8 protein-coding genes and 2 rRNA genes are annotated in these 13,091 nt (G+C 29.8%); all 10 read right to left on the bottom strand.

The genetic code is table 11. The features are described from left to right. Positions 1 to 78: ribosomal RNA gene (locus BLS77_RS18880) — 16S ribosomal RNA — on the bottom strand; the annotation flags it as partial. A 627-nt stretch (positions 79 to 705) separates the two neighbouring features. Further along, on the bottom strand, positions 706 to 1,812 hold the full coding sequence (glgD, locus tag BLS77_RS18875) for a glucose-1-phosphate adenylyltransferase subunit GlgD (RefSeq protein WP_089973646.1): 1,107 nt from the start codon (positions 1,810 to 1,812) through the stop codon (positions 706 to 708). Positions 1,813 to 1,826: 14 nt separating this feature from the next. After that, the gene (locus BLS77_RS18870) at positions 1,827 to 2,987 is read right to left on the bottom strand and encodes a glucose-1-phosphate adenylyltransferase (RefSeq protein ID WP_089973644.1); all 1,161 of its coding nucleotides are present in this window, start codon (positions 2,985 to 2,987) and stop codon (positions 1,827 to 1,829) included. A gap of 179 nt (positions 2,988 to 3,166) precedes the next feature. Continuing rightward, a complete protein-coding gene (locus BLS77_RS18865; RefSeq protein WP_089973642.1) occupies positions 3,167 to 4,996 on the bottom strand; it encodes a glycoside hydrolase family 13 protein in 1,830 nt (609 codons plus the stop codon). Between the two features lie 18 nt (positions 4,997 to 5,014). Continuing rightward, positions 5,015 to 7,450, bottom strand: a complete 2,436-nt coding sequence (locus BLS77_RS18860) for a glycogen/starch/alpha-glucan phosphorylase (RefSeq protein WP_089973639.1) — start codon at positions 7,448 to 7,450, stop codon at positions 5,015 to 5,017. A 30-nt stretch (positions 7,451 to 7,480) separates the two neighbouring features. Then, complete coding sequence (gene glgA, locus BLS77_RS18855) at positions 7,481 to 8,914, bottom strand: glycogen synthase GlgA (protein WP_089973648.1); 1,434 nt, start codon at positions 8,912 to 8,914, stop codon at positions 7,481 to 7,483. A 99-nt stretch (positions 8,915 to 9,013) separates the two neighbouring features. Beyond that, on the bottom strand, positions 9,014 to 10,978 hold the full coding sequence (gene glgB / locus BLS77_RS18850) for a 1,4-alpha-glucan branching protein GlgB (protein WP_089973637.1): 1,965 nt from the start codon (positions 10,976 to 10,978) through the stop codon (positions 9,014 to 9,016). 190 nt (positions 10,979 to 11,168) lie between these two features. After that, positions 11,169 to 12,230, bottom strand: a complete 1,062-nt coding sequence (locus tag BLS77_RS18845; RefSeq protein WP_089973635.1) for a DUF4179 domain-containing protein — start codon at positions 12,228 to 12,230, stop codon at positions 11,169 to 11,171. Then, complete coding sequence (locus tag BLS77_RS18840) at positions 12,223 to 12,795, bottom strand: sigma-70 family RNA polymerase sigma factor (RefSeq protein WP_089973633.1); 573 nt, start codon at positions 12,793 to 12,795, stop codon at positions 12,223 to 12,225. Before BLS77_RS18840 ends, BLS77_RS18845 begins: the two co-directional genes overlap by 8 nt. 144 nt (positions 12,796 to 12,939) lie before the next feature. After that, a 5S ribosomal RNA gene (rrf, locus tag BLS77_RS18835) occupies positions 12,940 to 13,056 on the bottom strand. Between the last annotated feature and the right edge of the window lie 35 nt (positions 13,057 to 13,091).

Raw genomic sequence — 13,091 nt, 5'->3', positions numbered from 1 at the left:
GAACTCCTCTCGCTCGACTTGCATGTGTTAGGCACGCCGCCAGCGTTCGTCCTGAGCCAGGATCAAACTCTCACTAAAAAGTTTAATCTTGTAGTACTCCTTATCTCTTTCGAGCTAAGTTTCCTTTTATTCGCTGACTCTCAAAAAGAATTGCTGGTTATTATTACTTAACTTTATTTATCTGTTCAATTTTCAAAGACCATTTTCTCCAGTCACCCTTAAGCGACTTTCTTAGTTTACCACCGCATCTAAACCTTGTCAACACCTTTCTTTCAAGCTGTTTTTCTTAGTTCGTCATTTGCGACTTCTTTATCTTATCACTGCTTCTAAACTCTGTCAACAACTATTTGTTATGTTGTTTTTTCTTTGTTTGTCCCTTGCGACTTGATTATATTAACATATATTTTTATAGTATTTCGCCTTTATATTCTCTTTACATAACCTCACATCATTATTACTTTATATTCATCAATAATACTCTTAAATACTATTACTGATACACCAGGCAACAATCCCTTCTTCTTATACTTATTCAGCTTAATACCCTCCCTAAAACCAGTTAAATACACGCTTATTTAATGAATTTTCTATATATTAAAACAATTCAATCATTATTATTTGACCTTTTATATACAAAAAAAGAACTTTGCTTTTGCACAGTTCTTTTTTCTTAAATACAGTTTTAACTGTATCTATAATATTCTATTAAGGCATTCTTCTTTTTTGTATTGTAACAGGATATTGTTTTGTACCTCTTATACTTTCATTTTCTTTAACTACAGTTCCTTTATCTACAATAACCTTATTCATGCGTGACCCTGTTCCAATTATACTATTTTGCATTATAACGCAGTTTTCCAAAACTGCATCTGCCCCAATATGAACTCTTCTTGATATTATACAGTTCTTTACGGTTCCTTCTATATATGAACCATTAGCTATAATGCAATTACTTACATCACTTGTTCCTGTATATTGCGTTGGAGCTTCATCTCTAGATTTTGTATAGATAGGTTTATCCGCATAAAATAATTCCTTATTTATCTTTTCATTAAGTAAATCCATATTGCTATTAAAATATGCATCAATTGAATTGATACAAGCTACATATCCATTAAATTTAAAAGCACCTACTTTTAATTCTCCTAAATTTCTATTTATGAATTGCTTTATTTTTCTATACATACCATGTTTAATACTTTCATGTACAATATCTACAAATAGGTCTGCTCTCATAATATACATTTCCATATTAATATTAGCTTTTTGTTCTCTACCTATATTTTCACCGATACTTATAACTTTACCATTATCATTTATATTTAAGACTTCACAGTCTATAAATTTCTTATCTGCATTGAAAGTACTTTTATAAACTACTGTAATATCATTATCTTCTTTTATATGATGTTCCAATACTTTGTTATAGTCTATATTACATATCATATATGAGGGAGCTAGTAATATATATTCCCTTCTACTAAACTTTACAAATTCTATATTATCTGAAAAATTATGAACGTCATCATGTACTGGATCCTCTTCCCCAAAATTAAATACTCTAAGACCATCCTTTTTTCTATGAAGATCCCATGGCCTACCATTTGTTAAATGATCTATTAATGACCGTGATTTATTTTTTGTAAATATACCTATTCCTTCTATCCCTGAATTAGTCATATTTGATAAAACAAAATCTATTATCCTATATCTTGCTGCAATAGGTACCGATGCTAATGTCCTATATCTAATTAGCTCACCCATTCTACTTTCATTTTCATCTAAATTTATTATCCCCAAACAGTTTTTCATAAAATCGCCTCCATCTATAGTGCTTCTACTGGTTTTAATACCGTTCCACTCTTTACATCTTCCTTCGATGCTATAACTGCTATATTTTCCCCATTACCTATTCTACAGTCTTTTCTTATTATTGCTCCAGTTCCAACTATTGATTTTTCAATAACTACATTATCTCCAACTTTTGCATTTGGCATTATAACCGAATCTCTAATAATTGTATTCTTTCCTATATATACACCTTGAAATAAAACTGAATTTTCAACTGTTCCGTGTACTGTGCACCCCTCTACCACTAATGAATTCTTAACTTTTGCCTTACTTCCTATATACTGAGCTGGCCTTACTTTATCAACAGAGTATATTTTCCACTCATCATCATACAAACTTAGTGTATTCTCATTTTTCAACAAATCCATATTTGCCTCCCATAAACTATCTATAGTTCCAACATCCTTCCAATACCCTTCAAATGGATATGCTACTAATCTTCTGTTATTACCTAACATTTTAGGTATTATATTTTTCCCGAAATCATTGCTAGACATTTTATCTAATTCATCTTCTTTTAGAGCTTTCTTCAACACTTTCCAATTAAATATATAAACTCCCATAGATGCATTTGTACTTTTGGGATGTTTTGGTTTCTCTTCAAATTCATATATAGATAAGTCTTCTCTTGTATTCATAATTCCAAATCTACTAGCTTCATTCATTGGTACGTCTATTACTGCAATTGTTGCATCTGCTTCTTTTTCCTTATGGAACTTTAGCATCTTATCATAATCCATTTTATAAATATGGTCTCCAGATAAAATTAATACATATTCAGGATCATATGTATCTATATATTCTGTATTTTGATAAATAGCATTAGCTGTACCTTTATACCATTTCCCACCCTTTTCTTCTTGATAAGGTGATAATATACTTACTCCTCCATCTCTCCTATCTAAATCCCAAGGAGCTCCTATTCCTATATGCTCATTTAATTCTAATGGCTTGTACTGAGTTAATACCCCAACTGTATATATCCCTGAATTAGAGCAATTACTAAGCGGAAAGTCTATTATCCTATATTTCCCTCCGAATGGCACTGCTGGTTTTGCAAGCTTTTTAGTTAATACGCCCAATCTAGACCCCTGTCCTCCAGCTAAAATCATCGCAACTATTTCCTTTTTACTCATTTTATATTTATCCCCCTCTTCACCTACATTTGTATGCTATCCATTTGATTCCATTTCCATTGCCTTATCTATATCTATGCTTATGTAACTTTGTTTATGCTATTTATTATATTAAAAAATATAATAAGCTCTGAAGGAAAATTTCCTACAGAGCTTTTAGGGACATTCAAATAAATAACTTATATTAACTTAATAATTTTAACACCATGATTACACATCTTTATATTAATCTCTCCATCAATCTCCTCGTAACCTTCTGTTTTATCTATCAAGCCTATTAAAGTTTTACCACAACCTTTAAATTTACATTCTAACTCCCTATTTGTTGTGTTAACTAATACAAGTATTTTTTCACTTTTATATTCACGTTCATAAGCTAATACTTCGGAGGAAATACTTATAGGCTTAAAGCTACCTTTTTTTAAGCTCACCTCATTACTTCTAATATTCCCTAATACCTTATACCAATTTAATATTTCTTTATTTTGTTTATTCCATGGGTAAGGTCTTCTATTTTGAGGATCTCTTCCCCCTAATAATCCTACTTCATCTCCATAATATATTAACGGAACTCCTGGAATTGTCATTTGTATAACTATAGCTAATTTTAGCAATTCCATGTTTTCACTCAGTTTAGTAAATATACGCTCTGTATCATGATTTCCTAAAAGATTCATAGAACTATAAAAATTTTCAATTGGATAATTCTCTAACAGGCTCATTAACTTCTTTATAAATAAATCTGAACTTATATTACCTTCAATAAGCCCAATAACTATATCTCTAAAAGGATAATTTGTAACAGAATCTAACTCCTTACCAAAAAAATATTCCCGTCTATCTGAGTAGCTTATTTTATTTGAAGCATCTTCCCAAACCTCTCCTATTAATACACTCTCTTCATCAATTTCTAGCATTTTTTCTTTTATCATTTGTATAAATTTATCTGGTAGCTCATCAGCTACATCTAATCTCCAGCCACTTGCTCCAAGCTTCATCCATTTAGCTATAACTGAGTCCTCATCTTTTATTATATAATTCACATAATCTTCATTTAGCTCGTTTATATTTGGTTGATTATCAAATCCCCACCAACACTCATATTCATTAGGATGCTTATTAAACCTGTACCAATTGTAGTATTTTGATTCTTTAGATTGATATGCACCTTGATTTTTATAGGTTCCCAATTTATTAAAATACTTACTATCTGACCCAGTATGACTAAATACCCCATCTAAAATAATTCTTATACCTAACTTTTTAGCCTCTTCACACAGTGCTTTGAAATCTTCCTCAGTTCCAAACATTCCATCTATTTTTTTATAATCACCTGTATCATATTTATGGCAACTAACAGCCTCAAAAATGGGATTCATATATATAATAGATGCGCCTAAAGATTTAATATATTCCAACTTTTCTTTTACACCTTTTAAGTTTCCTCCATAAAAGTCCCATCTTGCTATATTTCCTTTTTCATTTTTAATATACATAGGTTCATCTTCCCATGTAGCATATATGAAGCTATTTTTTTTAGGAGAACTAATTTCTCCTTTTTCATTTCCATTTAAAAATCTATCTACAAATATTTGATATATTATCCCTTCTTTATACCAATCCGGCACTGGTCTTTCATTATAAACCGTTATTTGATATAACTTAGGTCTATAGTCATACCTTTGACCAATGCCACCTAATATATCATTATTATTACCATAATATACAACATCATTGTTATATATTATTTTGAAATAATAATTTAATAATCCTAATGAATTGCTGGTATCTATAATTCCTGTATATAGGAAACTTCCATCTTGATTTTTAAATACATAATCCATTGATATTTCCTGTTCACGTCCCTTAAAGCTAGTAGTATGGATATATACTGTAGCTTCTTTATTTAATTCAATAGATATTTTAATAGTCGTTCCTACTTTTACTGCACCAAATGGATTTCTATACTCTAATTTGTGAGAATTATGAAAAGCTCTTATATCCTCCATGGAAAATTTCCTCCCTACTTATAAATTCTTATATAGAACCTCAGATCCCCAAATACCTGTAGCATATTCCTTTATAGTTCTATCTGATGAAAATATTCCTGAATGAGCTATATTAACTCCACACATTCTTTGCCAATTACTACTATCTCTATATAGTTTATCAACTCTATCTTGTGCCTTTAAATATTCATCAAAATCTTTTAGTACAAAGAACTCATCATTATAATCTAATAAATTCTCATGGATACACTTAAACCTTCTTCTATCCACATTATAAGTTCCATCAATTAACTCTGTAGTTAACTTCATTAACCTTAAATCATTGTTACACACATCCCAAGAAGAATATCCGCCATTTTTATAATAATTTAAAACCTCTTCTGCATCTAATCCAAATATAACTATATTGTCCTCTTTAACTTCATCCTTAATTTCTATATTTGCACCATCTAAAGTTGCTATAGTTACAGCTCCATTCATCATAAATTTCATATTAGAAGTTCCTGATGCTTCTTTGGTAGTTGTTGATATTTGTTCACTTAAATCTGTTGCTGGTATTATTTTTTCTGCAAGCGACACTCTATAATTATCCATCATAACAACTTTTATTTTATCTTTTACTCTAGGATCATTATTAACCTTATGAGCAATACTACTTATTAATTCAATTGTGTTTTTCGCTAAATAATATCCAGGAGCTGCTTTTCCTGCAAATATAAATGTTCTTGGTACTATATCTAAATTTGGATTTTCAATTAGCCTATTATATAACTCCATTATTCTTAAACAGTTTAAAGTTTGCCTTTTATATGCATGTATTCTTTTAACTTGCACATCAAATATAGAGTTTGGATCTACTATAATTCCTTTAGTATTATAAATTTCAGTAGCTAACTTATTTTTATTATTCAATTTTATTTGGGCTAATTTTTCTCTTATATTCGTATCATCTAAATATTTTTCAAAATTCTCTAAATCTGTTGGATGTTTAATAAAACTTTCTCCTATAGTTTCTGTTAATAGATTAGTCAATTCTGGATTACATTTTAATAACCATCTTCTATGAGTAATTCCATTTGTTTTATTATTAAACTTTTTAGGATATAAATAATAGAAATCTGCCATTTCTTTCTTCTTTAATATTTCTGTATGCAATTTTGCAACTCCATTAACACTATGACTAGCTACTATTGCAAGATTAGCCATTCTAATATATCCATCTCCGATAATAGACATCCTCGAAATTTTATCCCATTGTCCAATATATTTATTCCAAAGTTCCTTGCAAAACCTCTCATTTATTTCCTCTACTATCATATAAATTCTTGGTAACAACTTTTTAAACATTTCTACTGGCCATTTCTCTAAAGCCTCTGCTAATATAGTATGATTTGTATATGAAACTATATTTTCAGTAAGTCTCCATGCTGTTTCCCAATCTAACCTCTCATCATCCATTAATATTCTCATTAATTCTGGAATTGCCAGTGTTGGATGAGTATCATTAATATGAATAGCTATTTTTTCTTCTAATTCTAAAATATTTCCTCCATGTTTTTTATAATCCCTTACAATACTTTGAAGACCTGCTGAAACAAAGAAATATTCTTGTTTTAACCTTAATTTCTTTCCTTCATAAAATGAATCCTCAGGATATAATACTAATGATATGGATTCTACTGAGTTTTTGTACTCTATTGCCTTTAAAAAATCTCCTCTATTGAAAGATGAGAAATCAAACTCATTACATACAGGCTCCGCACTCCATAACCTCAACGTATTAACAACTTCATTTTTATAACCTACAACAGGAGTATCATAAGGCAGTGCTAAAACAGGTTCATAATTTACATGGGTAAACATCAATTTCCCATTTATAGTTTCTGTTTTAATTTCTCCCCCAAACTTAACTATCTCTGATTTATCAGCCTTTTTCATTTCCCAAACGTTTCTTTCTCTAAGCCAATTATCTGAAACCTCAACTTGCTTCCCATCAATTATCTTTTGTTCAAAGAAACCATACTTATATCTAATTCCGCATCCATGTCCTGGAATATTTAAAGATGCCATAGAATCTAGAAAGCATGCTGCCAATCTTCCAAGCCCGCCATTTCCTAAACCTTGGTCTTGTTCAAGATTTTCTAACTTGTATAAATCTATGCCTAGTTCATCTAAAGCTTCCTTGCAAGTTTCTCTTATCCCTAGGTTTAAAAGCGCATCCCCCAGTAATCTACCTAGTAAAAATTCCATAGAAAAGTAATAGACTTGTTTTTCACTTGAATTCTTATATTTCTTATTTGTATTTATCCATGCTCTTATAACATAATCTCTTACTAGCATACCTAGTGCTTCATACTTTTGGAGATCAGCCCCATCCCTTAATTCCTTACCATTTAACTCTAAGAATTTTTTTTCATAATCCTTTTTTAATTCATCTTTATTTATGTCTAACATATTCTCTCCTCCCTAATAGCTGTATTATAATCATCTTACTATTAATCCTCCATACAACGCTTTGTACTCTTTAGCTGATTTCTCCCAACTATTATTTGATTTCATCGCTTGCAACACTAATGTCTCCCAAATATCTTTATGGTTATAGATTTCTAATGCTTGTTCTATAGCATTCATTAACTCACTATAATTATAGTTTCTGAAACCAAAACCATTCCCTATTCCATTGTATTTATTATAAGGTGAAATTGTGTCTTTTAATCCCCCAGTCTCTCTAACTATTGGAACAGCTCCATATCTTAAAGCTATTAATTGTCCAAGTCCACAAGGTTCAAAAAGCGAAGGCATAAAGAACATATCAGAGGCCGCATATATTTTATGAGCTAATCCATTATCAAACATTATATTAGCTGATACTTTCCTAGGATACCTATATTGGAAATTTTTAAAGGTCTCTTCATATAAATAATCTCCAGTTCCAAGGACTACTACTTGAACATCTTTTTGAAGAACTCTATCCAATATATTTATTATTAAATCACAGCCTTTTTGATGAGTTAATCTAGATATGATTCCTATCATTGGAATATCTTTATTAACAGTCAATCCTAGTTCCTTCTGTAGCTGCTCTTTATTAACCTCTTTAGCTTTCAAATCATCACTTGAATAATTTTCAGCTATAAACCCATCTGTTTCTGGGTCATACTCTTCATAATCTATACCATTAACAATTCCCTTAAGTGCATAACTTCTACATCTTAATAAACCATCTAAAGTTTCTCCGTATTCAGGCGTTTGTATTTCATTTGCATAAGTTTCACTTACAGTACTTACTTGGTCAGAGTAATTAATTCCACCTTTTAAGAAACTTACCCCCCCATTTAATTCTAAACTTCCATTTCTAAATGCTTCATCATCATATCCAAATAACTCTGGTAATATCTCTGGTGAAAAAACACCTTGAAAGAATAAATTATGAATTGAAAATACAGTTTTCATATCCTTATAAAAATCATCATATATATATTCCAATTTAAGAAGGACTGGCACCATACCTGTTTGCCAATCATTACAATGTAATACATCTGGTTTCCAATTAATTTGCTTTAAAAATTCTAGCACTGCTCTATCAAAAAATGCAAATTTTTCTCCATCATCATAATAACCATATAATCCATCTCTTCCAAAATAATATTCATTGTCTAACAGATAATAGGTTACCCCTTTGTTCTTATATTCATATACTCCACAATATTGATTTCTCCAGCCTACTCTTACCATAAACCATTTGAGAAATTTCAACTTTCCCTTAAATTCATCCTTTATATCCTTATATTTAGGAATTACCACTCTTGCATCTATTCCCAACTCCATAAGTGATTGGGGCAAAGCTCCCATAACATCTCCAAGTCCCCCTGTCTTTATAAGCGGATGTGCCTCTGGTGCTACCAATAAAACCTTCATCATAATTATCCTCCAACTCTTTATTTTCTAATTTTACTTTTTACATTTTACATTTTACTTTTTACTTTTTATTTTTTACTTTTCAAAATATTATCTCTATTAAATATTGATTTCTATTAAATCTTCATCTTTATTAAATTTACTAATATTCAATACTATTGTTGCCATAGGTGGAACCTTAATCTTTATTGAATATTTCTGATTATGATATCCATTCTTTTCAGCTACTAAAGTTTCATCCATAACTTGATTCGAACCACCGTACTCGACCTTATCACTATTAAATATTTCTTTATAGTCAGCCATATATGGCACCCCAACTCTAAAGTCATAATATACTTGAGGTGTAAAATTACATATAAACAGTAGTGTATCTTTTTTATTTCTACCCTTTCTAATAAAACTAATTACACTTTGCTCTTTATTATCTGCATCTATCCATGTAAATCCCTCAGTATCATAATCCAATTCCCATAGTGCTTTGTTCTCTTTATAAAAATGATTAAGACTTTTAAAATAATCCTGTGTTTTTTTGTGTGTATCAAATTTATTAATTAGCTTCCACTCTAGCTGCTCATATTCTCGCCATTCAATAAACTGTCCAAACTCTGCTCCCATAAATAATAACTTCTTACCTGGATGCCCAATCATATATGCTGCATAACACCTAAGCCCCGCAAATTTATTCCAATAATCGCCCCACATTTTATCTATTAAAGATTTTTTACCATGTACAACTTCATCATGTGATATTGGTAAAATAAAATTTTCGGAGTAATTATACATCATGGAGAAATTTAATTTATTATGATGATATTTTCTGTGTATAGTATCTAACTCTACATATTTTAATGTATCGTTCATCCACCCCATATTCCACTTAAAATTAAATCCTAATCCACCATTTTCTATAGGCTTACATACATTTGGCCAAGAAGTAGACTCCTCGGCTATCATCAATACCTTAGGATATTCTAGAAATACAGCTTTATTTAAATCCTTTAAAAATTGAATTCCCTCTAAGCATCCATCTTCACCATGAACGTTTGGTATCCACTCGCCTTCTGGTCTTCCGTAATTTAGATAAATCATGCTTGAAACTGCATCAACTCTAAGTCCATCTATGTGAAATTCTCTTAGCCAAAATAATGCATTTGATATTAGAAAACTCTTAACTTCCGGTTTCCCTAAATCAAAATTAGATGTTCCCCACCCCTTATTATCAGCCTTCCATATTTCCTCATATTCATAAGTAGGCCCTCCATCAAACATATATAATCCATGCTCATCTTTACAAAAATGTCCTGGTACCCAATCTAGGATTACTCCAATGTCCTTTTGATGTAATGCATCTATTAATTCCCTCAATTCTTCTAGTTTTCCATATCTGCTTGTTGCAGAATAATATCCTATCCCTTGATATCCCCAAGATGCATCTAATGGATATTCTATTAGTGGCATTAATTCTATATGAGTATATCCCATTTCATATAAATACTCAGGTAGTTCCGTTGCTAACTCTTTATATGTTAAATATTGTCCATTTTTAGTCTTCCATGACCCTAAATGAACTTCATATATATTTATAGGACTTTCATAAATATTAGTTTTATTTCTTTTCTTAATCCAGTCTTTATCATTCCATATATAATCTTCAAATTTAGTTACTATTGATGCTGTGTTTGGCCTTAATTCTGATGTAACTGCATAAGGATCTGACTTGTTTATAGCTTTACTTCCACATTTATTAGTTATGCAGTATTTATAATTTATATTTGTAGTTAATTTGGGAATAAAAATACTCCACAATCCCATATTGGTAACTTTTCTCATACTATATTTTTCTTGAGACTCAAAGTTACAGAAATCTCCTATTACATAAATACTACTTGCATTTGGTGCCCATGTTGTAAATCTAATACCTGCTACTCCATTTTCAAAAACATAATGAGATCCCATAAACTTATAACTATAATAGTTTTTACCTTGATGAAATAAGTATATATCTAAATCACTCAGATATTCTTCTCTCAATATATCTGTACTATTACTTATTAGTGTCATTTCAAATCCTCCTAATTCTCATCAATTCTCCTTCTATATCTATTATGTTTACTTCAGTAATATACTAACTTTCATAATTTAAAGTTATGTATACGTTGTCTAAATAATTAAAAGCAAAAAAATAACCCTAGAAACTAGAGTTATTTATAATTGCGAATTTAAAATATTACTTATATCACTATTATTTTACTTATTCTAAATTTATAGTTTTTTCCAGTAAAATTTCTTGACCTACCTTTTTATAATCAGTGTTAGTACTTCCATCTTCATTATAGTTAATTTTTCCCTTTTCTAATATATCATGATATATCTCAATCCTTAGAGATTTTGAATCCTTATCCATAGATTCAAAATAAGAAATTTGCTTATTTTCATCGAAACCGCTACTACTCTCAATTTTAAGTTGATTATTTTTATCATCAAACACCCTTACAAAGTATAGTGTAGTCCCTGGATTCCTACTATTTATTGTAATTCTAAAAGGTGTAATACTCATGGAATCTAAATAAAATCCAGCTTGTGTATAATCTATATCTATATTTTTACTTATAGCTTTATCAACTTTAACAGGTACCTTAAAAGCCCATGTTCCATTAAATGTTTGATTCTTTTCACTATCATCTAACGCTTTTGTGCGAACAGAGGTTAACTTAGTTTGAAAGTCAAAATTATCTGGCACTTCTGTATTTAGGGACTTTAGGTAATATCGCTCCATACCAATAAAGGTATTATCATCTATAAATTTTCCTTCTAATCCTGCAATTCCACTATTATCTAATTCATCTTTAGAAAAACTTACATTATTATAGGCTTCTCTAGTTAAAAGCTGGTTCCTAGTTAATGGTCCATCCCCCCAAGATGTATATTTAAAAGGCTCTTCACTTTCTACTACATAAGTAACATATAGACCTTCACCATCACATAAAATATCAGATAAAGTAATACTTATTCCGTTATTACTAACAGTTTCATTAACAGCTGTAGCATATTCAGAGTAATTGCCAGGGAAATAAATGTTTTTTTCTATATTATCAAATACACTTCCTACTATAGGGATTTTTGCTGCTAGAGCAGGATTTGCAAACCCTAAAATGAAAAAGAACAATATACTAGCGGCAGTAATAGTTATATTAAACTTTCTTTTATTAGATTTTTTTAATTTAATCTCTTTATCCGCTCTTTCTATACCATTATTAATAATTAGATCAATATTTTCTGGGATTTCTATATCTGAAAATTGTTTATTACTCATTTAAATAATCCTCCTCTAAACTATTACCAAGCTTATTTTTTGCTCTTCTTAAGTATGTCTTAACTGTATTTTGAGGTATCTCAATAATCTTTGATATATCTTCAATAGTCATATCATTAAAATATTTTAATATAATCACAGTCTTATATTTGTCATTTAATAAATCTATTGCTTTGTACAAATCTAACTTCTCATCAATAGATATTGATTTAGTTATAGTCTCTAATCGTATTTCATCATTAAATGATATTTGATTATTTTTAGCCTTTAAAAAATCAATACTACAATTTATAAGTATTCTAGTTATCCAAGTTTTAAAATAATTAGTTTCTTTAAGCTTACCTATATTTAACATAGCTTTATAGCTACATTCTTGGATTATTTCTAAAGCATCATCTTGATTTTTCACATAGCTATATGCAATTTTATATAGATAAACCTTATTGTTTTTTATTAGTTCACCTAAATATTTTCTATCTCTTACTATATCCTTCTTTACCATTGATTTTTGATTAGATTTTTTTAAATTTAATATTTTGACTTTCATAGTAGCTACGTCATCCATAACATTCTCCTTATCTTAATAAATTATTTTACTAATATGCATATTACAGCAATTAGACTGTGAAGTAATACTTAAAGTTTCAAATTTTTTCATTTTTTTGCACTCAAAAAAAGAGTCTAATTTAATTAGACTCTTTTTTTATTAACCTGGCGACGTCCTACTCTCCCACACAGCTGCCCGTGCAGTACCATTAGCGCTGTAGAGCTTAACTTTCCTGTTCGGAATGGAAAGGAGTGTTTCCTCTACGCCATCATCACCAGATGGTTTCAGATCCTAAATCATAGATTTAGTCTCTT

The organism is Clostridium gasigenes (genome assembly GCF_900104115.1).
In the GTDB taxonomy this organism is placed as follows: Bacteria; Bacillota; Clostridia; order Clostridiales; family Clostridiaceae; genus Clostridium; species Clostridium gasigenes.
The sequence above is the reverse complement of the archived record's forward strand: the minus strand, read 5'-3'. Positions and strand labels throughout refer to the sequence as shown.

What these genes read in the sequence shown, in the direction of transcription:
- BLS77_RS18865 (WP_089973642.1), bottom strand. Translation starts at nt 4,996, where the DNA reads ATGGAGGATATAAGAGCTTTTCATAATTCTCACAAATTAGAGTATAGA.
- BLS77_RS18840 (WP_089973633.1), bottom strand. Translation starts at nt 12,795, where the DNA reads ATGGATGACGTAGCTACTATGAAAGTCAAAATATTAAATTTAAAAAAA.
- BLS77_RS18870 (WP_089973644.1), bottom strand. Translation starts at nt 2,987, where the DNA reads ATGAGTAAAAAGGAAATAGTTGCGATGATTTTAGCTGGAGGACAGGGG.
- BLS77_RS18860 (WP_089973639.1), bottom strand. Translation starts at nt 7,450, where the DNA reads ATGTTAGACATAAATAAAGATGAATTAAAAAAGGATTATGAAAAAAAA.
- glgB (WP_089973637.1), bottom strand. Translation starts at nt 10,978, where the DNA reads ATGACACTAATAAGTAATAGTACAGATATATTGAGAGAAGAATATCTG.
- glgA (WP_089973648.1), bottom strand. Translation starts at nt 8,914, where the DNA reads ATGAAGGTTTTATTGGTAGCACCAGAGGCACATCCGCTTATAAAGACA.
- BLS77_RS18845 (WP_089973635.1), bottom strand. Translation starts at nt 12,230, where the DNA reads ATGAGTAATAAACAATTTTCAGATATAGAAATCCCAGAAAATATTGAT.
- glgD (WP_089973646.1), bottom strand. Translation starts at nt 1,812, where the DNA reads ATGAAAAACTGTTTGGGGATAATAAATTTAGATGAAAATGAAAGTAGA.